The 25,417-nt window shown below is 40.9% G+C and carries 20 protein-coding genes; 16 read left to right on the plus strand and 4 right to left on the minus strand.

Annotated features, from left to right (window positions below):
- Positions 1 to 36 precede the first annotated feature (36 nt).
- Positions 37 to 684 carry a hypothetical protein gene (locus ACSSS3_RS07580; protein ID WP_442847057.1) on the plus strand — a complete coding sequence of 216 codons (648 nt, stop codon included), beginning with the start codon at positions 37 to 39 and terminating at the stop codon, positions 682 to 684.
- Here ACSSS3_RS07580 and gltX read toward each other — a convergent pair.
- On the minus strand, positions 679 to 2,193 hold the full coding sequence (gene gltX / locus ACSSS3_RS07585) for a glutamate--tRNA ligase (protein WP_442847058.1): 1,515 nt from the start codon (positions 2,191 to 2,193) through the stop codon (positions 679 to 681). The genes ACSSS3_RS07580 and gltX overlap by 6 nt on opposite strands.
- A 204-nt stretch (positions 2,194 to 2,397) precedes the next feature.
- Here gltX and ACSSS3_RS07590 point away from each other — a divergent pair, with 204 nt between their 5' ends.
- The 5 genes from ACSSS3_RS07590 (at position 2,398) to ACSSS3_RS07610 (ending at position 9,830) form a co-directional block, all read left to right on the plus strand.
- Positions 2,398 to 5,796, plus strand: a complete 3,399-nt coding sequence (locus ACSSS3_RS07590) for a hypothetical protein (RefSeq protein ID WP_442847059.1) — start codon at positions 2,398 to 2,400, stop codon at positions 5,794 to 5,796.
- Positions 5,789 to 6,211, plus strand: a complete 423-nt coding sequence (ybeY, locus tag ACSSS3_RS07595; protein WP_442847060.1) for an rRNA maturation RNase YbeY — start codon at positions 5,789 to 5,791, stop codon at positions 6,209 to 6,211. The genes ACSSS3_RS07590 and ybeY overlap by 8 nt, the downstream gene beginning before the upstream one ends.
- 69 nt (positions 6,212 to 6,280) lie before the next feature.
- On the plus strand, positions 6,281 to 8,158 hold the full coding sequence (gene mnmG / locus ACSSS3_RS07600) for a tRNA uridine-5-carboxymethylaminomethyl(34) synthesis enzyme MnmG (RefSeq protein ID WP_442847061.1): 1,878 nt from the start codon (positions 6,281 to 6,283) through the stop codon (positions 8,156 to 8,158).
- Positions 8,159 to 8,214: 56 nt separating this feature from the next.
- Positions 8,215 to 9,048, plus strand: a complete 834-nt coding sequence (locus ACSSS3_RS07605; protein ID WP_442847062.1) for a class I SAM-dependent methyltransferase — start codon at positions 8,215 to 8,217, stop codon at positions 9,046 to 9,048.
- Between the two features lie 215 nt (positions 9,049 to 9,263).
- A complete protein-coding gene (locus ACSSS3_RS07610; RefSeq protein ID WP_442847063.1) occupies positions 9,264 to 9,830 on the plus strand; it encodes an OmpH family outer membrane protein in 567 nt (188 codons plus the stop codon).
- 46 nt (positions 9,831 to 9,876) lie between these two features.
- Here ACSSS3_RS07610 and ACSSS3_RS07615 read toward each other — a convergent pair whose 3' ends face one another.
- On the minus strand, positions 9,877 to 11,025 hold the full coding sequence (locus tag ACSSS3_RS07615; protein ID WP_442847064.1) for a DNA polymerase III subunit: 1,149 nt from the start codon (positions 11,023 to 11,025) through the stop codon (positions 9,877 to 9,879).
- Between the two features lie 136 nt (positions 11,026 to 11,161).
- Here ACSSS3_RS07615 and ACSSS3_RS07620 point away from each other — a divergent pair, with 136 nt between their 5' ends.
- From ACSSS3_RS07620 to ACSSS3_RS07630, 3 genes are all read left to right on the plus strand, one after another.
- Positions 11,162 to 12,349 carry a phosphoglycerate kinase gene (locus ACSSS3_RS07620; protein ID WP_442847065.1) on the plus strand — a complete coding sequence of 396 codons (1,188 nt, stop codon included), beginning with the start codon at positions 11,162 to 11,164 and terminating at the stop codon, positions 12,347 to 12,349.
- A gap of 85 nt (positions 12,350 to 12,434) precedes the next feature.
- A complete protein-coding gene (locus ACSSS3_RS07625) occupies positions 12,435 to 14,039 on the plus strand; it encodes a LysM peptidoglycan-binding domain-containing protein (protein ID WP_442847066.1) in 1,605 nt (534 codons plus the stop codon).
- A gap of 18 nt (positions 14,040 to 14,057) precedes the next feature.
- The gene (locus ACSSS3_RS07630) at positions 14,058 to 15,035 is read left to right on the plus strand and encodes a DUF4837 family protein (protein ID WP_442847067.1); all 978 of its coding nucleotides are present in this window, start codon (positions 14,058 to 14,060) and stop codon (positions 15,033 to 15,035) included.
- A gap of 73 nt (positions 15,036 to 15,108) precedes the next feature.
- On the opposite strand, the gene ACSSS3_RS07635 is transcribed toward ACSSS3_RS07630, so the two are convergent.
- Entirely contained in the window at positions 15,109 to 15,315 is a 207-nt protein-coding gene (locus ACSSS3_RS07635) for a Sec-independent protein translocase subunit TatA/TatB (protein ID WP_290478252.1), read from the minus strand.
- 158 nt (positions 15,316 to 15,473) lie between these two features.
- Between ACSSS3_RS07635 and ACSSS3_RS07640 the strand changes: the two genes are divergently transcribed.
- The 7 genes from ACSSS3_RS07640 (at position 15,474) to ACSSS3_RS07670 (ending at position 24,206) form a co-directional block, all read left to right on the plus strand.
- On the plus strand, positions 15,474 to 16,340 hold the full coding sequence (locus tag ACSSS3_RS07640; protein WP_442847068.1) for a M23 family metallopeptidase: 867 nt from the start codon (positions 15,474 to 15,476) through the stop codon (positions 16,338 to 16,340).
- On the plus strand, positions 16,340 to 17,833 hold the full coding sequence (locus ACSSS3_RS07645) for a GH3 auxin-responsive promoter family protein (RefSeq protein WP_442847069.1): 1,494 nt from the start codon (positions 16,340 to 16,342) through the stop codon (positions 17,831 to 17,833). The genes ACSSS3_RS07640 and ACSSS3_RS07645 overlap by 1 nt, the downstream gene beginning before the upstream one ends.
- 17 nt (positions 17,834 to 17,850) lie before the next feature.
- On the plus strand, positions 17,851 to 19,542 hold the full coding sequence (locus ACSSS3_RS07650; RefSeq protein WP_442847070.1) for a DUF6909 family protein: 1,692 nt from the start codon (positions 17,851 to 17,853) through the stop codon (positions 19,540 to 19,542).
- The gene (locus ACSSS3_RS07655; protein WP_442847071.1) at positions 19,542 to 20,468 is read left to right on the plus strand and encodes a hypothetical protein; all 927 of its coding nucleotides are present in this window, start codon (positions 19,542 to 19,544) and stop codon (positions 20,466 to 20,468) included. Before ACSSS3_RS07650 ends, ACSSS3_RS07655 begins: the two co-directional genes overlap by 1 nt.
- On the plus strand, positions 20,465 to 21,754 hold the full coding sequence (locus tag ACSSS3_RS07660) for an MATE family efflux transporter (protein WP_442847072.1): 1,290 nt from the start codon (positions 20,465 to 20,467) through the stop codon (positions 21,752 to 21,754). Before ACSSS3_RS07655 ends, ACSSS3_RS07660 begins: the two co-directional genes overlap by 4 nt.
- A gap of 96 nt (positions 21,755 to 21,850) precedes the next feature.
- On the plus strand, positions 21,851 to 22,939 hold the full coding sequence (locus ACSSS3_RS07665; protein WP_442847073.1) for a hypothetical protein: 1,089 nt from the start codon (positions 21,851 to 21,853) through the stop codon (positions 22,937 to 22,939).
- A 199-nt stretch (positions 22,940 to 23,138) separates the two neighbouring features.
- A complete protein-coding gene (locus ACSSS3_RS07670; RefSeq protein WP_442847074.1) occupies positions 23,139 to 24,206 on the plus strand; it encodes an O-antigen ligase family protein in 1,068 nt (355 codons plus the stop codon).
- A gap of 5 nt (positions 24,207 to 24,211) precedes the next feature.
- Here the strand turns inward: ACSSS3_RS07670 and ACSSS3_RS07675 are convergent, their stop codons facing one another.
- Positions 24,212 to 25,303: a glycosyltransferase gene (locus ACSSS3_RS07675; protein ID WP_442847075.1), complete on the minus strand. Its 1,092-nt coding sequence runs from the start codon at positions 25,301 to 25,303 to the stop codon at positions 24,212 to 24,214.
- Between the last annotated feature and the right edge of the window lie 114 nt (positions 25,304 to 25,417).

Consider the following 25,417-nt stretch of genomic DNA (forward strand, 5'->3'; position numbering starts at 1 on the left):
ATAGATTTGTCTCAATTCTGATAAATTCGTAACAGCTTGAAACTACTATTTTTTATTCCGGCAATACTGCTATCCTGTTCTTCCTATGCACAGCGATCAAGAACGGTGCATAATCACATCGGTTTGCAAGGTGTATATGCGATGAGTAATCTACAGACCGAAAATTTCAACACGTCTCAAGGCGAAGGATTTTTAGCAGGTTTATCAACACGGGGAGCTTTTTACAACGATTTTGATCTCATTTACGGTATTGATTTTATCCAAATTGGTTTGCAGGTTGAAGCGGGAGGGAAGCAGGTTGAATATGCGTTAAGTGGAGCCCAGGTAAAATTTCTTGCCAGTTATCGTATTGCTGGCGAATACCTGAGTGCAGAGTTAGGACCCGTTTTACAGGTAAATGGGGGCCTAAAATTGAAAGATCAAAGTCAGGAAAATTTAATTGTTGATGGTTATACCACTTTGCAGGCCGGGGACCTGGAAGAAATAAGCAGAATTAATGGTATGCTTACTGCCGGCTTAACCGGTGGACTTAAATGGTTGCGATTGACTGCAGCTTATCAGTATAACTTTACCAATATCCTGAATAGGCTGAATTCTGAGGATCACAATCTTAAAGATCCTGCAGCAACAAATTTCAAGGGAAATCTTGGTCTTGTTACCGCAGGAATTATACTTTATTTATAACCTTTCAATCGCAAAGCGAATGCGTTCCAGCGTTTTTTCTTTGCCAATGGTTGCTGCGATTTCAAAAACATCAGGTCCAGACATAGAACCTACCAGGCTTAAGCGGAGCGGTTGCATTACCTTACCAAAGCCCAAATTTTCAGCCGTAATCCAGCCTTTTACGTTAGCAGAAAGGTTTTCCGTATTAAAATCTTCAGTGTCATTTACAATTTTTGATAAATGAATCATGATCTCACCGGTGTCTTCTTTCCAGGTTTTTTTGGCTGTTTTTTCATCATACTCTTCAGGTCTCTCAAAGAAGAAATGACCCTGTTCCCAAAGATCTTCAATAAAAATAGCGCGTTCTTTTACCAGTGAAATTACTTTTTGCACGTATGCATCGTCGTAGTCCAGGTGTTTTTCCTTTAGGATTTCCTGAAAAGGTTTTACCAGAGACGCTTCAGAGGTGAGGTGCAAATGTTGCTGTTGAAACCATTTGGTTTTTTCAGGATCAAATTTAGCCCCCGATTTGTGCACGCGTTCCAGCTCAAAATCTGCAACAAGCTCTTCAAGCGTATAGATTTCTTTTTCGGTACCGGGATTCCATCCTAAAAAGGCCAGCATATTAACAACGGCTTCTGGTAAGTAGCCATCTTCGCGATATCCTGCCGAAATTTCACCGGTATTGGGATCTTTCCATTCCAATGGAAATACCGGGAATCCCATTTTATCACCGTCGCGTTTGCTTAATTTTCCTTTGCCCACAGGCTTCATAATAAGCGGTAAATGGGCAAAGCGTGGGGCTTCCCAACCAAATGCGCGATACAGCATAACGTGCAGCGGCATAGAAGGCAGCCATTCTTCACCACGAATTACGTGGGTAATTTCCATGAGGTGATCGTCAACAATATTTGCCAAATGGTAGGTAGGCATACCATCTGCTTTGAAAAGAACTTTGTCATCCAGCAAACTGGTATCGACTTCTACACTGCCGCGTATGAGATCTTCAAGTTCAAGCAGTTCACTTTGAGGAGATTTAAAACGAATTACATAATCTTCACCGGCATCAAGGCGTTTTTGAGTTTCTTCAGCTGAAAGATTTAGCGAATTATCAAGTTTGTTGCGGTTGTGCCAGTTGTAGATAAATGTCTTGCCTTGCTCTTCGTGATCTTTACGATGAGCGTCAAGAGCTTCAGCGGTGTCAAAAGCATAATACGCATCACCCGAAGCGATTAGTTTTTCGGCGAATGCCAAATACTTGTCTTTACGCTCGCTTTGACGGTAAGGACCATAGCCCTGCTCTTTGCCCGGACCTTCATCAAAAGGAATTCCACACCAATTGAGCGCTTCGATTATATAATTTTCGGCACCGGGAACATACCGGTTTTGATCTGTATCTTCTATTCGTAAAATAAACGAACCCTTATGTTTTTTTGCAAACAGATAATTATAGAGTGCGGTGCGTACACCACCTATGTGCAGAGGACCTGTAGGGCTGGGTGCAAAGCGCACCCTTACGTTTTGATGCATAGCTAAATTTTAGACGGCAAAGGTACTCATTATACCACACTCTGAAACAAGGTTTGTTTGAGCTTTTAGATAAGGTCTTTAAGTCTGTTGAAGGCAGTTTGTGTTTATATCCCTTAAGTTGCGTATTTTAAAGATATAGGCTATACTAGAAAATTGTAGTTTTAGTTATTGTAAGTAGCGAGGTTTTAAAGAGATCATTTTGTGATGGCGTTAGAGGAAAAATTAGAAGCATTTATCAGTAAATATTATAAAAACGAACTCTTAAAGGGTATTTTGTTTTTTGTAGCCATAGGGCTCACCTATGTGTTGCTTGTTTTGATTATCGAATATTTTCTGTGGCTTAATAAACTGGGTAGGGGATTGCTCTTTTGGTCTTTTGTAGGTCTTGAATTGGTTCTGCTCATCCGCTTTATAGGTTTGCCTCTCTTTCGGCTTTTTAGACTCTCAAAAGGAATAGATTACACCAAAGCCTCTTTACTCATAGGAAACCACTTCCCCGAAGTGCGTGACAAACTCATAAATACCTTGCAGTTAAAAGCCAGCAACGCGCAATCAGATTTAGTGGCCGCAAGTATTGCTCAGAAAAGTAAAGAGCTCGAGCCGGTGCCTTTTTCATTAGCTATAGATTACAAGTCCAATGCCAGGTATATCAAATATGCACTTATTCCGGTATTGATATTTGCTGCGGTAAGTTTTAGTCAGGGAACTTCCTTTTTTAGTCAGACTGCGGAGCGCGTTTGGGATTATAAAGGGGAATATGTACCGCCTGCGCCTTTCATCTTTGAGTTAGCAGATTTGAAAAACCGGGCAATTGAAGGTCAGGCTTATGAAATAGAAGTTCAGGTTTCGGGTAGTCAACTGCCGGAAGAAGTTCGCATCAATCTTAACGGTCAGGATTATTTTATGAGCAATCGCGGAAGAGGGCGTTTTGCTTATACGGTAGATCAGGTGCGGGAGGATTTGAATTTTCATTTGGAAGGTAATGGGGTACGATCTGTTGGTTATGAGATACCTCTGGTAAAGACACCGGTGCTTACCGGTTTTGAAGCTCAGTTGAATTATCCTGCTTATCTGGCTAAAGCAAATGAAACTATTCTAAACACAGGATCATTCACCATACCGGAAGGAACTGAGGTGATCTTTAATCTGGAAGCACGCAATGCTGATCTTTTAGAATTTGTTTCAGATACGCTCATAGCTTTCTCCCGGAAGGGGGATAGCTTTGAATTAAAGCGCAGGTTTTTTACATCTACAGATTATGCTATTGCGACTAGCAATGCTTCTTTGAATCGTTTTGAAGAATTGCAATATCGTATTGAAGTGATTCGGGATGCGTATCCCGAATTGGAATTAGAGCGTAAGTCAGATACTTTGGGATCAGAGCAGGTTTTTTATAAGGGAACTATAAGTGATGATCATGGTCTAAAGAGTTTAAGGTTAGTTTATTATATTGATAATCAAGAAGATAATAAGAATTATATAGATATTCCGGTTTCTAAGTTGACTGTTGATCAGTTTTATGCTGCTTTTCCGGGCAAATTGCAGTTAGAGCAGGGTAGGGCTTATACCTACTATTTTGAAGTACGGGATAATGATGTCTTAAATGGTTATAAAGCCACGCGTTCGGCTCCTGAAACTTATGATGTACTTACTACTGATAAGGCCCTGGATAAGCAACTGGAATTACAGGAAAAAACGCTCAGGGATTTAGACAAGTCAGTTTCTAAAATGCAGGAGCGTCAACAGGACTTACAAGATTTACAAAATCTCAATAAGGAGAAAAGTAAGCTTGATTTTAATGACCGAAAGAAAATTCAGTCTTTTTTCGAAAGGCAAAAGGCGCAGGAAGAGTTGATGAAGAATTATTCGGAAACGCTGAAGAAGAGTCTGGAACGTATGGATGAATTGTTAGATGCACCATCGCAAACTAACGATTTACTTAAGAAGCGTTTAGAAAAGAATGAAGAGCAGCTTCGGGAGCAGGAAAAATTAATGGAAGAAATGGCCAGGCTTCAGGAGCTTATGGACGATGAGGAACTCAGTAAGCGCTTAGACGAACTTTCTAAAAACAGCAAAAATTCCAGCCGGAGTATGGAGCAGTTGCTTGAGCTTACCAAGCGCTTTTTTGTTCAGACTAAAGGGGAGCGCATAGGACGCGAACTTAATGAATTGGGTAAGGAGCAGAGCAAGGAAGCCTCAGAGCGTTCTGTTTCTGATGCTGAAAAGCAAAAACAAATCAGTAAGGATTTTGATGAACTTAAGAAGGAAGTTGAAGAATTACGTAAGGAAAATTCTGGACTTCAGAAGCCGTTGGAGATGCCTCAGTCGTCAAAGTTAGATCAAATTGATCAGGAGCAGCAAAAGGCAGAAGATGCTCTTAAGCAGGATAATTCTGACAAAAATGAAGAACCTTCCGAAGCTCAAAAGGAAGGTAAAAAGTCGCAGAAAAAGGCTGGTGAGCAAATGCAGAAAGTAGGTCAGCAGATGATGCAAAATATGTCTTCAGGTGGAGGAGGAGGTGCCCAACAACTGGAGGAGGATATAGAAATGTTGAGACAGATTTTAGATAACCTTATTGTGTTTTCGTTTGATCAGGAATCTTTAAAGGATGATTTTGCATCATTAGATAACAGCAATCCGATGTTCTCTAAATATCTTGTAAAGCAAAATACCCTTCGTGAGAACTTTCAGCATATCGATGATAGTTTATTTGTTTTGGCATTGCGTAATCCGTTTCTGGAAGAAGATATCAATTCGGAGTTAACAGAGATCAGTTACGGTTTAGATCAGGCTTTAGAACGTCTTGCTGATAATGATATTGAGAAGGGTTTGGCCAGTCAGCAATATGTATTTAAAGGAGCAAACACATTAGCTGATATGCTTTCTGATATTCTTGATAATATGCAGGCACAAATGTCTATGGGCATGGGGTCTGGTAGCAGCGGTATGCCAATGCCTAATCCAAAGGGAGGATCCGGTAGCGGGAAACAGCTAAGTGATATTATAATGTCTCAGGAGGAGTTGGCTAAGAAGCTTGGTAAGGGAAAGCAGGAAGGTCAATCCGGAGAAGGAGAAAAGGGAGGTGGTGAGAAAGAAGGTTCTGGAAACGGATCTGATGGTGAAGGATCGGGCGGTGATTCAGGGGATGCAAAAGATGGGAATAATGGAAAACCCGGAGGGGAATCGGGTGAAGCAGAACTCGCAAGACAATACGAGATTTATAAACAACAGGAACGTTTACGTAATAAATTACAGGACTTAATTGAAAACGGAAATGTAAATGAAGGAGCCCGGGATCTTTTAAAGGAGATGGAACAAATTGAGGAAGCATTACTCTCCGGGAACTCTTCGAGTGCAAAAAGGAGAATGGAAGATGTCATTCAGCAGTTCTTAAAAATGGAGGAAGCAGAGCAGGAAAAGGATCGTAAGAGTGAACGGGAATCTACAGCTAATACAAAAAATTTTACAAATGATGTACAAAGGGATTTCCCGGAATTGAAGGAATATTTCAATACAGATGAGATCCTGAATCGGGATGAACTTCCGTTAGAATTTAGATATAAGCAAAAGGTAAAAAGTTATTTTAGAAAGACAGATGATTGAATTTAATAGTCAAAATGAGTTTCAAATAGATAAAGAAGATCAGGTTTTAAACTGGTTAAATTCCGTTGCTGAAATGGAAAATCATCAGGTGGGTGAACTGGGCTATGTTTTTTGCTCAGATGAATATTTACTGGATATAAACATACAGTATTTAGATCACGACACCTATACTGACATTGTTACTTTTGATTATAAAGAGGGCACTGTACTTAATGGTGAAATGTACATAAGCACAGAGCGTGTTGCAGATAATGCAGAGCAGTTTAGTGTAAGTTTTGATAGTGAGCTGCGACGGGTAATGGTGCACGGTTTATTGCATATGTGCGGCTTTGGCGATAAGACAGATGAAGACACAAAGCTGATGCGTGCGAAGGAGGATGAGTACTTAAAGCTTTGGGATGAGCGCTTTGCGTAAGTTGGTTATTAATTGAGTACCTTTGCGCCCATTTTAAGGAAAGAATAATTAAATGTTTCACGTGGAACAATGAGTTTTTTTGATCAGACATACGATGTTATTGTAGTAGGAGGAGGCCACGCAGGTTGTGAAGCTGCCGCTGCCGCTGCCAATATGGGTAGCAGTACACTTTTGGTAACTATGAATTTGCAAACCATCGCACAGATGTCCTGCAATCCAGCCATGGGTGGTATTGCAAAGGGCCAGATTGTGCGTGAGATTGATGCTATGGGCGGCTATAGTGGCATCGTTTCAGACCGTACGGCTATTCAATTTAAGATGTTGAATAAAAGTAAAGGTCCTGCAATGTGGAGTCCACGCGTTCAAAGTGATCGTATGCGTTTTGCGGAAGAGTGGCGGTTAATGCTTGAGCAAACCCCTAATCTTGATTTCTATCAGGAGATGGTAAGTGGTCTTTTGATGGAAGGGGATCGCATTGCGGGTGTACGCACTTCTTTAGGCATTGAAATCAAATCAAAATCGGTTATCCTTACTAACGGAACTTTTCTAAATGGTCTTATTCATATCGGTGAAAAGCAATTTGGTGGAGGTAGAGCAGGGGAGCGTAGTGCAACCGGAATTACAGAACAGTTGGTAGATTTGGGTTTTGATTCGGGTAGAATGAAAACCGGAACCCCACCTCGTGTCGATGGCAGAAGTCTTGATTTTTCTAAAATGATTGAGCAACCTGGAGACGAGGATCCGCAGAAATTCAGTTATTCGAATGTAACGAGACCACTTACCAAACAACGTTCGTGTCAAATGAGTTACACCAGCCCGGAAGTACATGATTTGCTTAGGGAGGGTTTTGACCGTTCGCCTATGTTTAATGGTCGAATCAAAAGCACGGGACCGCGGTATTGCCCTTCTATAGAAGATAAAATAAACCGCTTTGCCGATAAGGACCGGCATCAGCTTTTTGTTGAGCCGGAAGGTTGGGATACTATAGAGTATTATGTGAATGGGTTTTCTACTTCGCTTCCCGAAGATGTTCAATTTAAAGCTTTACGTCAGGTGGCTGGTTTCGAAAATGTGAAGTTTTTCAGACCGGGTTATGCTATTGAATACGATTATTTTCCACCTACCCAATTAAAACACACGCTCGAAACCAAGTTGGTAAACGGTTTGTATTTTGCAGGTCAGATTAACGGAACCACCGGTTACGAGGAAGCAGCATCTCAGGGTCTGATGGCAGGAATAAACGCAAGTCTGAAAGTTCAGGAACGCGATCCTTTCATTCTGAAACGTGATGAGGCGTATATAGGTGTTCTGGTTGATGATTTGATCACCAAAGGAACCAAAGAGCCTTACCGTATGTTTACCTCCAGAGCAGAATATCGTACGTTGCTGCGTCAGGATAATGCAGACAGTAGACTTACTCCTCGCTCTTTTGAGATTGGTTTAGCCCGGGAAGATCGTATGCGTGCTTTAGAGAAGAAAGAAAATGAAGCTCAAAATCTGGTTGATTTTTTCAATACCACGAGCATTCAGCCTGAAGAGGCTAATCCTGTTTTAGATGAAAAAGGTACTTCTCCTATGAAGCAATCTGATAAGATGGTGAAGATTTTTAGTCGTCCGCAGATTGCACTAAATGATATGCTTCAGTTTAAAGATGTAAAAGCCTATGTTGAAGAACATGATTTAGATACTGAAGTTTTGGAACAGGCTGAAATAAGAATCAAGTACGAGGGTTATATTGCTAAAGAAAAAGCGAACGCCGATAAGTTGCAGCGATTAGAAAATATCAAGATTCCCGATAACTTTGATTACACCAAATTGAAATCACTTTCTTTTGAAGCTCGCGAAAAACTTTCTAAAATTAAGCCCACAACCATATCACAAGCTTCACGGGTAAGTGGGGTTTCTCCCAGCGATATTTCGGTTATGTTGGTTTATATGGGGCGCTAAAATATAGTTCCACGTGAAACATCTCAAGCTATAATCTCTTCTAGAAGTAATTTATTTTGAAAAAAAACCGTTTAAAAATTAAAGATTATTCCTGTTCGCAGGAAGAGTTTGAACTGGTTTACGATTCCTATTTAGACAAGTACACGACCCAATCCGTACCTTCAAACCTGGAAGATTATTACAAGACTGACAATTATATTTCTCATACAGATGCTAAGGAAGGATTAACCGAAAAGGCGTATCAGTCTGTAAAGCGTTTTATGTTGAAACGAAAATTGGCACTTATTGAAAAATATTGTGGCAAAGGCAAACTTTTAGATATCGGAGCAGGAACCGGAGATTTTCTGAAATTCGCTAAAAAGGAAGGATGGGAGGTAAGCGGTCTCGAACCTAGTGGAGTTGCACGGACGCATGCAGAACGAAAAGGAATTACACTTTTTGAAAGCGCAGAAGCTGTAGAGGCCGAAACATTTCAGGTTATTAGTATGTGGCATGTTTTAGAACATGTACCGGACACCGAAAAGCAAATTCAGTGGATTCATCAACATCTTTCTTCAGACGGAATAGCGGTTATCGCTGTTCCAAATTTTAATTCTTTTGACGCCCGGCATTATAAAGAATTTTGGGCAGCCTGGGATGTGCCCCGACACCTGCACCACTTTTCCGCTCAAAGCATCAAACTTATTTTTGAAAAAGAAGGTTTTAAACTTATAGCTCAAAGACCTCTTATTTTCGACTCATTTTATGTGAGCCTACTTTCCGAAAAATACAAAGGAGCTAAAATTCCATTTTTATCCGGTTTTTTAAATGGATTACGTTCCAATATAAAAGCTTTGGTTAGCAAAGAGTATTCTTCACTCATTTTTGTCTTTAAAAAGGACGAAAACTAAAAATAAAGCCTTTAGAGGGTGTTATTTTAATCTTGTCAGGTAAGTGATAGCTAAATTTCCAAAAAGCCCTGAGATCGTCTTATATGAAGTCGTTTTTTATTGCTTTTGACTATTTGTTTAAATTCCTGCATAGATTCGGCTTATTGTAAATTTATTTTTACAAAATCTTTTTTTAATGCGTGCTAATCTTACATTTGCACCAAATTTTAACAAACATGAAAATTATAGCTCAATTAATGCTTTTAGCATTTCTGGTATCTTCTTGTTCAAAATCAAAAACCGGTTTTGTAGATACCCAAAAATTATTTGAAGAGTATACCGAACTTACCGAAGTACAGGATAAGTATACTAAACTTAGTGACGAGGTGCGTTCAGATCTTGAACCACAAATTCAGGCTTTTCAGATCAAGGTTGATTTATATCAGCAAAATGCCGCTACTATGAGTCCGGCAGAACGTCAGCAAAAAGAGCAGGAGTTAGGAGCACTTCAACAACAGATTCAACAGGCACAACAAGTGCGTGGAGGTCAGATTCAGCAGGAGAGCCAGGCTGAGATTGACACCATTATCAAAAAAGTGCGTGATTTTATTGCAGACTACGGGAAGAAAAACGAGTATGAGTATATCTACGGAAAAAATGAAGGGGCTAATATTCTTTACGGTAAAGAAGAATTAGATCTAACTGATGAAATCCTAAAAGAACTAAACGATAAATATACTTCTGGTGGTAAAGAAGTTTCTGAACCTGCTGAAACTGAAAAGCCTGCTGATAGTCTTAACTAAGCCGAATCAAAAAGTATTAAAAAGCTGTCTCCAAAGACAGCTTTTTTTATGGTTTGGTGTGTAGTAAACGGGTAAGTTTTATGGAAAGATCAGTTAGAATAATCTTTGCGTTGCCATTGCGCTCAATGTGATACGAGGCTGTCTGCAGTTCTTCAATCACCCCATTAATATTATTGCCATGCACATAAGGAGCAAATTTGGCCAGTTCAAATTGGGTAGAGGGTTGTAAATAAACCAGTTCTGAAGCATTATAGTTCAGTAATAAGGCTTGCCTAAAAAAATCTTCACAATATCCTAAAAAACTTTTTTGTGTTTCTCTTCCTTTAGAGGCAATGTTTTCGCTCCAGGCAATAAGATCGAGTATGGCCTTTTTATTCCCACGGGCTTTAAATGCAGTACGCACCCAGTCTACAAACCAGGTCTCATATTCTTCTTCCTCACTGTTATTCTCCAGTAAATGCAGCGCCAGATTATAGTCTCCGTGAGCTTTTACGGCAATTTTTTGAGCTTCGGTTTTAGTGCAATGGTGTTTGCTTATCAGCGCCTCTTCCAGTGCTTCCGAAGCAAGAGGAGGGAAGTGCAGGATCTGGCAACGCGATTTAATAGTGTCCAGTATTTGGTCTTCGTTTTCCGCAACGAGTATAAAAACGGTTTTTTGCGGAGGCTCTTCAATCAACTTAAGCAGCTTGTTTGAAGCCGAGGTATTCATTTTATCGGCCATCCAGATGATCATCACTTTATAGCCGCCTTCATAAGATTTCAAGGAGAGTTTCCGCACGATATCCTGAGCCTCATCAACCCCAATTTTCCCCTGTTTTTTCTCAATGCCGAGATGTTGATGCCAGTCGTAAAGACTTCCGTAGGGATTTTTGCCGAAAAATTCGCGCCATTCTTTTGCAAAGTGATCAGATACCGGATGGGATTTAACCGAATCTGTCGTCGCTACCGGAAACGCGAAATGCAGGTCAGGATGTGAAAGATGCTCAAACTTGAGATTGCAGGAGGTATTACCACCTCTATTTTCACCATCAGCATTAGCGCAAATAAGGTATTGGGCGTAAGCTACGGCACAGGGTAAAACACCACTTCCACTGATTCCCACAAAAAGTTGGGCGTGTGCGATGCGTTTACGGTCTACGCTGGTAGTCAGGTGGTTTTTTATAAACTGCTGCCCTAATATAGATTGAAACTGCATGCGCCAAATATAACAGAAATGTAACGTATTTTCTGAGCCTATCTGTTATATTTGTTGGCTCTGTGACGCTTAAGGCGTTACATCATTAAAGACCAATCAACCTTAAAATAATAGCTAACCGTAAAAGCAAAATTTCATGAAAACTATTGACGATTTCAATTTTAAAGATAAAAAAGCCCTGATCCGGGTAGATTTTAATGTTCCGCTAAACGACAGTCTTGAAGTTACCGATGTAACCCGTATCGAGGCGGCAAAACCTACCATTTTAAAAATTCTGGAAGACGGCGGATCTGCGATTTTGATGTCACACTTGGGAAGACCTAAAGATCACGAGCCTGAGTTTTCATTGAAAAATATTACCGGTACCATTTCTGAAATCATAGGAGTGCAGGTAAAATTCGCTGAAGATTGTGTAGGACCTAAAGCCGAACAAGCTGCTGCAGATCTGGAACCCGGTGAAATTTTACTGCTTGAAAACCTACGCTATCACGATGCGGAGACAGAGGGAGATGAAGATTTCTCTAAGCAATTGGCCAATCTAGGCGATATTTATGTGAACGACGCTTTTGGTACCGCGCACCGCGCACACGCCTCTACGACTATCGTTGCCCAGTTCTTTCCAGAGAAAAAGTGCTTTGGCTACTTACTGGCCAAAGAAATTGAGAGCATCGATAAAGTATTAAACGATAATGAGAAGCCAGTACTTGCTATTTTAGGTGGTGCCAAGGTTTCATCAAAAATCACTGTTATTGAGAATGTGTTAGACAAAGTAGATGACCTGATTATTGGTGGAGGTATGGCCTATACGTTTATCAAAGCGCAGGGCGGAAAGGTAGGAAGCTCTATCTGTGAAGATGACAAGTTAGAACTGGCACTTGATATTTTAAAGCAGGCTAAAGAAAAGAATGTAAATGTTCACCTGCCTGTTGACGTGGTTGCTGCAGACAGCTTTTCGGAATTTGCAAACACCAAAGTAGAACCTATAAACGCTATTCCTGATGGTTGGCAAGGTCTTGATGCAGGACCAAAATCACTAGAAAACTTCAAGAGCGTGGTGCTGCGAAGCAAAACGATTTTATGGAATGGTCCGTTAGGCGTTTTTGAGATGAAACCTTTTGCAAACGGGACCATTGAACTGGGTAATTTTATCGACGAGGCTACTCAAAAAGGAGCATTTTCACTTGTAGGTGGTGGCGATAGTGTCGCTGCAGTTAAACAATTTGGTTTTGAAGATAAAGTAAGTTACGTGTCTACAGGCGGCGGTGCAATGCTCGAAATGCTTGAAGGTAAAGAGCTTCCGGGTATCGCAGCTATACAAAATTAACATACCACAGGTTTGGGATTATCCTGGGCGTTTTAGATTTTGATTAAAAAATACGACTTTAGCGTTTGCATCGTTGTTAATATCTATGAAGAAAAGCTTAAGTCTCGGCATCGCATTAAGTTGCCTGTCTGTTCTGGTCTTAAACGCCCAGGAATCCAATACCGAAAAACCGGCTGAAGCTGCACTGCTCAGCAAATCACTACCTGTTGTAGATACGGTAGAACTCAAACAAATTCAGCAAAGCCTGAATAAGGAAATGAAGGGCAATCCTTCAAAACCTGATCAAAAAGTCTTTTTGTTTAAAGAGATTAAGGGAGATAGTACTACCTATAACTTAAAAGATCGAAAGTACGCGGCTAAAATAGATGAGCGTTGGATCGAAGAACTCACCACAGGAACGCTTTACGACTCGATCAGCGCATTAGTTGATGATACCGAGTACGAAGAGGTCAATTACCCTGAACTTACCACAGAAACGCTTAAAAAGCGTCTGGCAGATCTCAATGCCCGAACACCTTTCAATATCGAGTATAATCCTTCTCTTGAAAATGTCATTAAAGGCTACTTAAAGCGGCATAAGCCCACTTTAGAACGCCTTATGGGACTTTCTGAATTTTATTTTCCGGGATTTGAGGAGACCTTTGATAAGTACGACATGCCCCTGGAGCTTAAATATCTGGCCATTGTGGAATCTGCCCTTAGACCACGCGCAAAATCCCATGCAGGAGCTACCGGAATCTGGCAGTTTATGTTTGGTACCGGTAAATTATACGGTCTTGACATCAGTTCGTATGTAGATGAGCGCATGGATCCCATTATGTCTACGGAAGCTGCTGCAAAATACCTCTCTAAACTCTACGAAATTTTTGGAGACTGGGATCTTGCCTTGGCTTCGTATAATTCAGGTCCGGGTAATGTGAGTAAGGCCATACGCCGCAGTGGTGGCCGTACCAACTACTGGAACATCAGGCACCATTTGCCACGTGAAACGGCAGGTTATGTACCGGCTTTTCTGGCAACAATGTACATCTTTGAGTATGCCGAAGAACACGGCTACAAGCCTCAAAAGCCGGATATCAATTACTTTGAGACCGATACGGTACGCGTAAAGGAAATGCTCACCCTGCAGCAGGTTTCTGCTTACACCGGGGTTTCTTTAGAAGAAATTCAGTTCTTAAACCCGGCTTATAAACTGGATATTATTCCCTACGTTTCTGATGAAGATTATTATTTGCGACTTCCGGTAACGGCTTTGGGACCTTTTGTAAATAATGAAACCGAGATTTACGCGACAGCAAAAGAAGAAATGAAGCGGGAAGAAGAAACCTTGCCCGAGTATCTTGAGGTGCCTTCAAGTGTTACGTATCGTGTGCGCAGTGGGGACTATTTGGGTAAAATTGCCGAACGCTACAGCGTAGGCGTGTCTCAAATAAAACGCTGGAATAACCTGAGGTCAAATAGCTTACGTGTGGGACAGCGGCTTATTTTATATCCTACAAAACCTGTTGCTACTGCCGGTGCAACTGCACCAGCCGCCAAGGCTTCCAAAAAATATGTTGTCAAAAAAGGGGACAGTTTATGGACTATCGCGCGGAAATTTCCCGGAGTTAGTGCAGAGAACCTTAAAGTTTGGAACGATCTTAGTGGTAATAGCTTAAAACCGGGAATGACTCTGGTTATCGCTAACTAACATTAATTCTTTTACACTATGCGAAAAATTATTCTTTTATTGACGCTCTTTGCTTTGGTTGCCTGCAACGACAAGCCCGAAGGAAAAGTGCTTTCAAGCTCATCAGGTGTGCTCAATACCCTAACCGTGATAATGCCAAATGATATGTGGGCGGGTGCCGTGGGGGAGGCCGTTAGGGAAAAACTGGCAGGGCCGGTAAACGGTTTACCACAGGTAGAACCCATGTTTGAGATTAATCAAATGCCGGAAGAGGCCTTTACAGGCTTTATGCGAAAGCAACGTACTTTTTTAAAAATCGAGCAGGGCGATTCTTCGGGAGTTTCTATAATCAACGATGAATATGCTCGTCCTCAAACAGGGATTATCGTAAAAGGTCCTTCCGAGGAAGCCATTATTAATCAAATAGCTCAGGACAGCGCCAAAATCGTAAATGCAGTAAAAAAAGCAGAGTTCACCGAAAAAATCCGTCAAATAAGCCTGTCTTTAAAAGAGGATAAACCGCTTCAGCATGCTTTTGGTATATCGATGAAATTCCCAACCGCATACCGCTACGCTAAGAAAGACGATAATTTTTTCTGGATACGTAAAGACATTCCGCATGGGGATATGAATATTACGGTGTATGAAGTGCCATACAGTATGGTAGACCGAGACTCTAATACCGTGGGATCACTTATAAAAATGCGCGACTCCATTGGTGGCGATAATATTACTGTAAGCGAGGGCATGCGTTTTATTACGGAAGCTGCTTTTGCACCTTATCTTGAAGAAACCACTATAGATGGCAAGCCGGCTTATCAGATGAAAGGGATGTGGGAGGTTAAAGGCCGTTATATGGCCGGACCTTTTGTAAATTTTACTGTCGACGATAAAGAAAATGATCGTTATCTGGTGCTTGAGGGTTTTGTATTTAAGCCTTCTGCAAGCAAGCGGGATAATCTTTTTGAACTGGAGTCTATTTTACGTTCAGTCAAATTTTTAGATCAAAATGAATAAACCGAATTTATAAAACGAAAAAGCGCCTGAGGTTAATCAGGCGCTTTTTTTATTTAAACAATTTTGATAATTGTTATGATTTTTTATCCTCCAATTTTTCTTCAGATTTTTTTGGACTGTCATCATCTCTGGAAGCATCTTTAAATTCCTTTATACCACTTCCTAAGCCTCGCATCATTTCCGGTATTTTTTTACCTCCAAAAAGTAAGAGTACTATCACTACGATAAGCCCAATCTGCCAAGGACCCACCATGCCTAATATTATCGCTGGTATATTCATAATTCAATATTTAGAAGGTAAAGATAACAAGAATTAGCCAAAAAGCGTTGTAGTATCAAAAACTTTAGCAGTAGGCAAACGCCTTTTTAAATTTTATATTTGTTGACGCATACGTTAATTGAGACCTTAGAGGTATGCAACTAAAGCACGTTTAAATCATGGCCAAAACCAAAGAGCGTAAGAAATTAAAGAAGCGACTGCTGCACAAGTATCGGTTGTTGATTTTAAATGAAGACACTTTTGAGGAACGCGTCTCCTTAAAACTCACCCGTCTCAACGTGTTTATTTTAGTAGGCTTTTCTGCGATCATTCTTATCGCATTGACCACAATACTCATTGCCTATACACCACTGCGCGAATATATACCGGGCTATTCTTCGGTAAGATTAAAAAGACAGGCCACCGCATTAATGTTTGAGACCGATTCTCTTAAGCGGCAGCTCGACATCAATCAGCAATATTTGGCCAGCATTAAAAGAGTGCTTACCGGTGATGTGGCAGAGGTCAATTTCAACAAGGACTCTATTGCATTAACAGAGCCCAGAGATACAGCCGGACTCGAGTTTCGGGTTTCTAAAGAAGACAGTATTTTACGGGAACAGGTAGCAAATGAAGACCGCTATAACCTTTTTGATCCGGCTTCACCTACAGTAAGTTTTTCACTGTTTCCGCCTGTAAAAGGTAATATTACTGAAGGCTACGACGTAGATGAACGCCATTACGCAGTAGATGTGGTGGTTCCTAAAAATGAACCGGTAAAAGCAGTTGCAGACGGTACCGTTATCTTTTCAGAATGGACGGCAGATACCGGCTACGTGTTAATCATAGAGCATGGCAACAATTTGATTTCGGTTTATAAACACAACGCTTCACTTACCCAAAGTCAGGGTGATCTGGTAAAAGCAGGGGAGGTGGTGGCCATTGCAGGCTCTACAGGCGAGCTCTCTACAGGGCCGCATCTGCATTTTGAATTGTGGAATAACGGCTACCCCGTAGATCCTACTAATTATATCGCATTTGAATAATGTCTATTAAATCAATTTCGGCGAAAATCTTTGCCCAATACATCGTATCCAAAACCAAAAAGTGGAGCCGGAATCCCGGCGCCTCACAACAACAGGTTTTTGAATATTTAATCAGCAAAGCTGAAAAAACACGATTTGGTGAGGATCATAATTTTAAAGCCATAGAGAGCTACGAGGCATTTAAAAAGCTGGTTCCCATCAGAGATTATGAAGAGCTGAAGCCCTATGTAGAACAGGTGGTTGCCGGTAAACCAGATATTTTATGGCCGGGTTTACCGGAGTATTTTGCTAAAACTTCGGGCACAACTTCCGGAGCCAAATACATTCCCATCACCGCCGAGTCTATGCCTATGCACGTGAATGCTGCACGTGATGCAATCCTGCATTATATCGCAGATACGGGAAATAGTGATTTTGTAGACGGCAAAATGATCTTTTTACAGGGCAGTCCCGAGCTTCAGACTAAAAATGGCATCAAAACCGGGCGCTTGTCTGGTATTGTGGCGCATTATGTGCCCGGTTATCTGCAACGCAATCGGATGCCTTCCTGGGAAACCAACTGTATTGACGATTGGGAAACCAAGGTAGATGCCATCGTCGAGGAAACCCATGACAAAAATATGACCGTCATTAGCGGGATTCCTTCTTGGGTGCAGATGTATTTTGAACGGCTAAAAGCCAGGCGAGACCTTCCTGTAGGTGCCATTTTTCCAAATTTTGAACTGTTTATTTATGGCGGGGTAAATTATGAGCCGTATCGTAAAAAGTTTGAAAACCTCATAGGCCGAAAGGTTGACAGCATTGAGCTTTATCCGGCCAGTGAAGGCTTTTTTGCCTTTCAGGATTCGCAAAGCGAAAAGGGCATGCTTTTGCTGCTAAATAGCGGTATTTTCTATGAGTTTGTAAAAGCCGATTCGTTTTTTGAAGAGAACCCGGAACGTCTGAGCATTACCCAGGTTGAATTAGGGGTAAATTATGTGATGATTATTTCTACCACCTCAGGTTTGTGGGCATATAATGTAGGAGACACCGTGATGTTTACAAGCCTGAAACCTTATCGGGTAGTAGTTACCGGCCGCATTAAGCATTTTATTTCAGCCTTTGGGGAGCACGTGATCGGCAAGGAAGTTGAAGAAGCCCTTACGGAAGCTTCGATAGAGCACCAGGTTCAGGTAAGTGAGTTTACAGTCGCCCCGCAAATCAATCCGGCTTCAGGATTACCCTATCACGAATGGTTTATCGAGTTTGACCGCGAGCCTCAAGACCTTAATGCTTTCGCGAAAGCGATAGATGAAAACCTGCAAAAACAAAACAGTTATTACTACGATCTCATTGCGGGTAACGTCTTGAAGCGACTCGAGATCCGAAAAATTCAGCCGGGAGGCTTCAATATGTATATGAAATCAAAAGGCAAACTGGGCGGGCAGAATAAACTCCCCAGACTGTCTAACGACCGGAATATTGCCGAGGCTTTAGAGCAACTTAATTTTTAAAAAGTATATTTGGCTTCATGAGTATTTTAAAACAGGAAAGCAGAACACGGGCGCAGGAATCTTCTGCAGCAATAGAGCGTATGTATATCACCATGCGACATCTGTTTAATCGCGGGTTTTATAAACCTATGGGTATTTCAGGTGAAACCTTGCGTGAGGCGCTGCTTATTTTAAGACCGGAGATTTACGGCACCATTGCCGAAGAAAAGGTAGAACTTAACGGTTTGTTGTACGTTATAGACCGTCTTCCGGAGGGGATTGAAGAATGCCGTTATATCAATTTAACCAGTGATGAGGGCTATAAAAATTCTCATTTTAAACCCATTATACCTCCCAAGCGCCGCCGCAATTGCTATCGTATTGACGAGGAGCAGATGAACATTGAAATCACCCGCGGCCGCTCGGAGATCTATGATATTTTAACCCACCTTACGTTTCTGTTTATCGAATCGCATAAGATCATGAAACGTGTGGTGATCAATGAGGAAGGGCATACTACCCGCGACTGGAAAAAGCTGGAAAAAGCCGTGCTCGATGAAGAACCGCTGAGCCGTGAGGATCGGGAGATTGCCCTCACACATACCGCAAATATTCTGGGCAGAACCTTTCAGGAAGCTTCGGCCATCTACACTAAATTTTCGGTACCCAATAATGAAAAGCGCTTTTTGAAGCTCATTTACTGGTTGGGCAAGCGAGCTATTGAAGAAGCCCTCGACAGCGACAAAAGGCTGGTGACTTTTTCACCCTTGCTGCGCGAACGCCTGGGGCATCACATTCACGGGGAGATCTGGGCCAATGCCATAAAAACTGAACTGGAGGCCAAAGGTTTGCTGCGCAGACCCATTCACATCATCAGTGCCAATATGCACAGCGTGATGAATACGCTCTTTGCGCCGGTTGCCCTTGAAAAGGAAATGGCCAAAAAGGAAAATCTCGAGATTTATGAGACGCTAAGCAATCCCGGGAGCGCCAAACTGCGTGCCCGAGTGGAGAAAACCGCGCAGCAAAACGGAATGATTTTTCTGCGCGATCAAAGCGGTACAAACATAGACATTCAGATTTTTGATACTAAAAAACTCGATTTAAAGCAGAATAACTTCTGCACTAAAGCTTCCTATCCTGAAGGGAAAGAACCCGTTATTATCGTGATGGATTATGCTTTTGGCGAGCAGGCTTACGAGACGATGGAAGAATTGCTGAAGCCTTACGAAAACAAGCGCGAAAACGTACATCTCGATGTAAAATCAATTTCGATAATGGGTAAGGCAGGCATTCTTGAAGGCGGAAAGGGAGATATTATGATCCCAAAAGCCCATTTGTTTGAAGGTACAGCAGATAATTATCCTTTTGAAAATCAATTAAAGAAAGAACATTTAGAGGGGCACGGCATTTCGGTATGTGATGGTGCGATGATTACCGTTTTGGGAACTTCGCTTCAAAACCGGGATATTCTGCGCTTTTTCTACGAAAGCACCTGGAATGTCATAGGTCTTGAGATGGAAGGCGCACATTATCAAAAAGCCATACAGGCAGCAGCAAAACTCCGCGGAAGCATTAGCGATACGGTAAAAGTACGTTATGCCTATTATGCCTCAGATAATCCGCTTGAGACGGGAAGCACACTGGCTTCAGGAGGTTTGGGGACCACGGGGGTAAAACCCACGTATTTGATAACCGAGCGTATTTTAGAACAAATTTTCAGCGAGTAATGGCAGGAAAACGCGCTACTAACGACATTGAATTGATAGACCTCAAAGAGGGTTTCAAATCGGGCTTTAATGCTCTTGGAATGTTTGTTTTTAGATGCTTACGCTTTGTTTTAAAACGCGCATTAATCCTTGGGATTTTACTTGTTGCAGGAATAGGTCTTGGTTTAATCTGGCAGCTGGCTACTTCAGCGACCAAAAAAGTAGAGCTGCTGGTAAAATTGAATGCCGGCAGTACCGCATTTGTTTACCATACTTTGCAGGAATTTGAGCAAACTTCTGAGTTCCCTCACATTCAGTCTGCAGAAATAGAACCCGTTGTGGATCTTTCTGAAATTCTGGAAAAATTTAAAGTGCTTGACGACGAGCAGATCATGATGTTTCTCGATGAGGTAAACAGCTCAAAACCGCTTTTACAGTCAGAAGCGCTACGATCTAACTACGAACTTCATAAAATAGACCTGATTGTTGATGATCGTGCAGATTTGCAGGACGCAACGGCTATTTTAGATCTTTTTTCCCGCAGCGAATATTACCGGAATAATCTTGCTCAAATACAGGAAATCAACACGTCTCAGATTGAATCCAATACCTTTGCTATTGCCCAGATAGACAGCCTCCTGCTCAATATAAACAGGAGTTTAAAGGATACACAAACAGGCAGCGCATATACCAACTACGAAGATTTTGATTTGGCTTCTTTACTTTGGGTTAAGGATTCTATTTTTAAAAAGAACAGACTCTTAATTGCCCAAAACGAGGGGGATGACTGTTTAGTCTGCATTGTTAACACTCCTAAGCTTACCCAAAGTAAAACGCTATTTTACTACAAAGCCGTTTGGTTACCCATCCTGCTCATTGCAGGCTATCTGCTGTTCAGCGTGGTTCTTAGATTTTATCATAAAACCGCTTCACGTATTGATGAATGATAAAACCCCGGCAGTTTCTACCGTTTCTTAAACAAAACACTCAGGGTTTATTAGCCCTTATTTTAAGAGGCGTGGGGGTAGCTGTTTTACTGGGTATTTCTCTTTTTCTAACCAATTTTTTTGATCCCAAATATGTAGGTGAGTATGAGCTGGTACGCAGCTTATTGCTTATAGGGGGTAGCCTTGTGGTTTTGGGTTTTGATCAGGCAATCCTACATCACGCCGGGGTTTTAAAGGCATCTCAGAATTTAGCAGGGCTGAGGTTGATATACCGCAAGATGATCTTTATGATTTTTTTGTGCTCGCTTTTGATTATGCTGCTGGTCTTCAGCCTGCCCGAAGAGGTGTTTACCAGCTTTTTTGAAGATGTGCAGGCAAAACGTCTTGTTTTATTCACCTCGGCCGGATTGTTTTTCTATGCTGTATCAGCTTTAAATACCGAATTATTCAGGGCCTACGGGCAAATCAATCGTTCCGAATTATTTAGAGGAATCGTCAAATATGCCCCTTTTTTAATAGGAATTATTCTACTGAAAGTCTTCCGCGCAGGATCATACATTTATCTGGTATTTTTGGGGAGTTTTGTGTTGCTCGCAGTCATCAGCAGTTTGTTGGTGTGGAAGAAAAAGGAAAAAAATACGGCTGTAGAACCCATAAAAAGTCTTGGTATTTTAAAAAAATCCTTTCCAATGGCGGTAAGCAGTTTGGGTTTTTTCCTGTTGTTGAGTATCGATATCATTATTTTAAAAAAATATACCGATTATGCTCAGGTAGCTTATTATGCGACTGCTGTAAAGCTGGTTTTGATCGTAAGTACGGTTTTAAATACCATAAATGCGCTTTTTGCCACTAATCTGGCACATCAGTACCAATTGAACGACACAAGTGCGTTAAAAGCGCTCCTAAAGCGTGCATCCCGACTTATTTTTGTTCTGGCCCTGCCACCACTTTTGGTACTTTTAATTTTTCCGGAATTTATTTTAGGTTTTTTTGGCGAAAGCTACACACAGGCTAATAATGCTCTTAGAATTTTAGCTTTGGGCTATTTGATCAGCACTATTTCCGGGATGGCAGCAATTTATCTTAATATGACCGGAAGAGCCCGGCAGTTTCAATACATACTGCTTATCGCTGTTGGAATAAACCTTATATTGAATTTGATTTTAATTCCAATCTACGGTATTGAAGGAGCGGCAATTGCTTCCGGTGTTGCTATCGCTTTTTGGAATTTAGCTGTTATAGGTTTCGTAGCAACAAAAGATAAAATGAAATTGATCATACGTTGAAAGAGAGATTCGTAAATCTGCTTTTCCAGTGTTGAATTAGCATTAGAGATATATCACAATGAACACCCATTATGTTTTAAATTGGTAAGAATTGGTTTGAATGAATTCGATCTACATAAAACCCGATACCTAAACAAAGATTATTTGTTTTTTGCGTGTTTATCAATTCTGGCTGTTGGTATCGGAGTTTCGGCGCCACTCTTTTTGCCAGACCGATTTTATAATGATGCCTTTATTTTAACTGTTGATCTTTATAATGAAATAGGATGGTGGGGCAGCTACCCATTAACTATAGCCTTTTATAAATATACGGGTCTCAAGTTTTTGCCCTATGCTTTAGTTGGGTTTTTACAATTAAGCATCCTTTTTTATGTATTATTTAAAATAGGTGTGCCCTCAGGATTTAGGAAACTTACTGCTAAAAACGGAGTTGTTTGGCTCTCATTTTTGCTGCTTGCAATCTATGTTTCGATGCCGTCCAAAGAGTTTATTAATTTTCTTTTTGTGGCTGCCATACCAATTATTTTCCTCAAAAAAATTAAAAGCAATTCTACATTCATTCTGTGTTGTTTGTTGTGGTTTATACTTTTTGGTTCCATATACCGCCTGTATTACCTGATGATTCCTATTCTGAGTGTGCTTTTTTACGTAGTGAGCCGCATCCGACTAAAGAATAAATTGGTTTTTACGTTTTTCATTGGTTTGTTCGCCGCCATTTTTATGTCACTTTCATACGGCTTCATCAGCGGATCTTACCTAAGTGAGATAAGTCGTGATAGGGTTAACGATGAACGGCTTTTTAGTACAGAAGCATCTTCAAAAATAGAACCCCCTTTTGAGGTTGACTCCTGGTATGGTGAGGCGGCAAGCATTACCTATGGTTTTTTCACTGTTAATTTTCCTGTAAATGGACTGCGATTTTTACTAAAACCTCAAATACTGGCTTTCGTAGTTTGGCAACTAATTCTGATTTTACTGCTATTATGGGGATATGCAAATTGCTTACGCAAACAGAAGCAGTATCCGCGAATGTTCTGGATTTTTCATTTCACAATGGCCTATTTTATCATTCAGGGTGTTTTTGAGCCCGATTTGGGTTCGGCAGTAAAACATAAAATGGGATTTCTTCCTCTTATCTATATTGCGCTGTATTATGATTATTTCAGAAAGAACATACCGGTTTAGTTACAATATATGGCTCGTAATTCTCAGTGCATCCTTGATTTTCAGAATGCCGGCAACGCTTTTACTCATTCTATTTGCGGCCTATAATCTTTTGTTTTACAAGCGCATGCGATTTACACGGAATCGTGTTCTTATTATGGTTGTGATAGCGAGTCCTTTTTTGCTTGACCTCCTTTTTTTGTGGAATAACGAAAGCCTAATGGAAGGCTTAAAACACGCAGAAAAACGCCTGAGTTTAGTGCTGTTTCCTATATGCTTGCTCAGCCAGACCCACAGATTTAATGTACAACGCGTATTGCGTTATTACGCCTGGCTTACCACAATTATTCTGTTGTTTTGTCTGTTCCGTTTTGCTTGGATAGAGCCCGAATTATTTACCAAATACCTGAACGGTGATGACCTTTGGGAAATGGGTTATGCTTTTGCCCGCTCGACAGGGAATCATGCTCCAGCACTTAATATGCACGTGGCGTTTACAGTAGTAATTAACTTCTATTTTTTTATAAACAGAACAAGAGATTCAGGTATTTCAAGTCTTCTCTTACGCTTGTTTTTCTTAATAATTTCAATAATACTACTCTTTTACATCAATACCAGACTCGCTATTGCAAGCGCTTTTTTCGGGATCGTTTTGATAAGCATTTATCAAAACAGAAAAGCCTTTAGTCTGCAAATAATGAAGAAACTGGCATTAGGACTCATACTTTTTGCAGTGCTCGGATTGGGTTTTGTAAAACTGTTTCCCTACAGTATTCAAAAATTTTCTTCGGTGACCTTTGCTCATATGGATAAAGTAGGAAAAATTGACGAACTCGAGAATCCGGAAGCAATGGTTTTTAATGGACTAGTAACCCGTTTAAGTATTTGGCAATCGGCTTTTGAAGTTGCAAAACAACATCCCTGGATTGGAGTAGGCGCAGCAGACGGAAAACAGGAATTAAATCGATATTACAAAAATAGCGATCAACAGTTTTTAGCTAAATATGATTTTCCGGCGCACAATCAATACCTGGATTTCTGGATCAAATTTGGAATTCTGGGTCTGTTAATCTGCTTAATTTATATAGGAGCTTTTGCTTGGATAGGCCTTAAAACGCAGCAGGTGCTGTGCATTTTCTTTTTTGTATTATTCGCCTCAGCAAACTTGGTAGATGACTTTTTAATACGCTTTGACGGAATTACATTTAGCGGTTTCTGGCTGTCTTTTTTTGCACAGGCCTATCTTTTTGACCGGGAAAGCCGGGAGCGTACATCTGCATCACTTTGACGATTTTATTGAGAATAAGCCTTCAAATAAATTTCGCCGAGCTTGCTAAAATTAATCGTACTGTCAAAAAGCAAACGGTTTCTTTTTGCAGCAGCCTGACCTAATTTTTCCCTAACGGCTTTAGGCTGTAGCGCATCTAAGCAGGCTTCAAAACTTTCTGCGTCCTCAAAAAGGCAACCGGTTCGACCTGATTTCACGACATCCTGATTTCCGATGATGTGTGTTGCGATTATCGGAATTTCACGAGCTGCCGCTTCCAGTACCGCAATGGGAAGACCTTCCCAAAGCGAGGTTTGAACATATAGATCAAGCTCTTCAAGAATCTCGAGAGCCTGAGCACGGTTTTTAAACCAACCGGTAATGGTAATATTTGGTGCAGTGAGCAGGTGCCTTAATTCACCATCGCCAATCCATACAAATTCAATTTCCGGATGTTGCAAGGCAAGATCATTAAACATGCCGGGATTTCTAGCAGCCGTGATACGACCCAGAATCCCTACTTTTTTTATCTGTTCAGCCTTGGGCTTTAGTTTTGATGTAATATAATCATGATTGATGCTGTTGCGTACCAAAAGTGCCGGACCTATTTTTTTTGAAAATTCCAACTCCGTATCACCACAGGCTATTATAGTGCCACCTGTTATTTTTTGTGTACAAACTTCTATAAAATAAAAGGCGAAACGTTTTAATCTGCTAACATCCTTTCTCAGGAACGAAAATCCGTGAGGAGTGTAAAAGAGTTTTGCATGAATACCACGTGAAGATAAATGCGCAAAACGACCCAGGATACCGGCTTTTGAGGAATGCACGTGTAAAACATCCGGTTTAATTTTATGCAGTTCCTTTCGGATGGCCTTAAAAGCCTTGTAATCTCCTGAAGGGCTGATCTCCCGCATCATTGGGATTACAATAAGCTTTGTTTGGGGATGAAAATCCTTTGCCACCCGACCTGGATCAATCTGTTCGCGCTTGTCACTATAGATAACGGTTACTTCAAACCGGGAGTCGGCAGCGAGCACGTGAGTTAGATTGATAAAATAGGTGTACACACCGCCTCCTAAAGCTTCAACAAGGTGCACTATTTTGATTTTCTGCATAGAGTAGGTTCAATTTCTAAAGGTCTTTTCAAGCCTTAGGAGCTTTTTCGGGGCGAAAAGATATTATCATAATTTGAAATAGAGCAGATCATTTCCATTTTATTTGATTATGTA

Origin of the sequence: Leeuwenhoekiella sp. H156 (genome assembly GCF_052218455.1) — a bacterium.
In the GTDB taxonomy this organism is placed as follows: Bacteria; Bacteroidota; Bacteroidia; order Flavobacteriales; family Flavobacteriaceae; genus Leeuwenhoekiella; species Leeuwenhoekiella parthenopeia.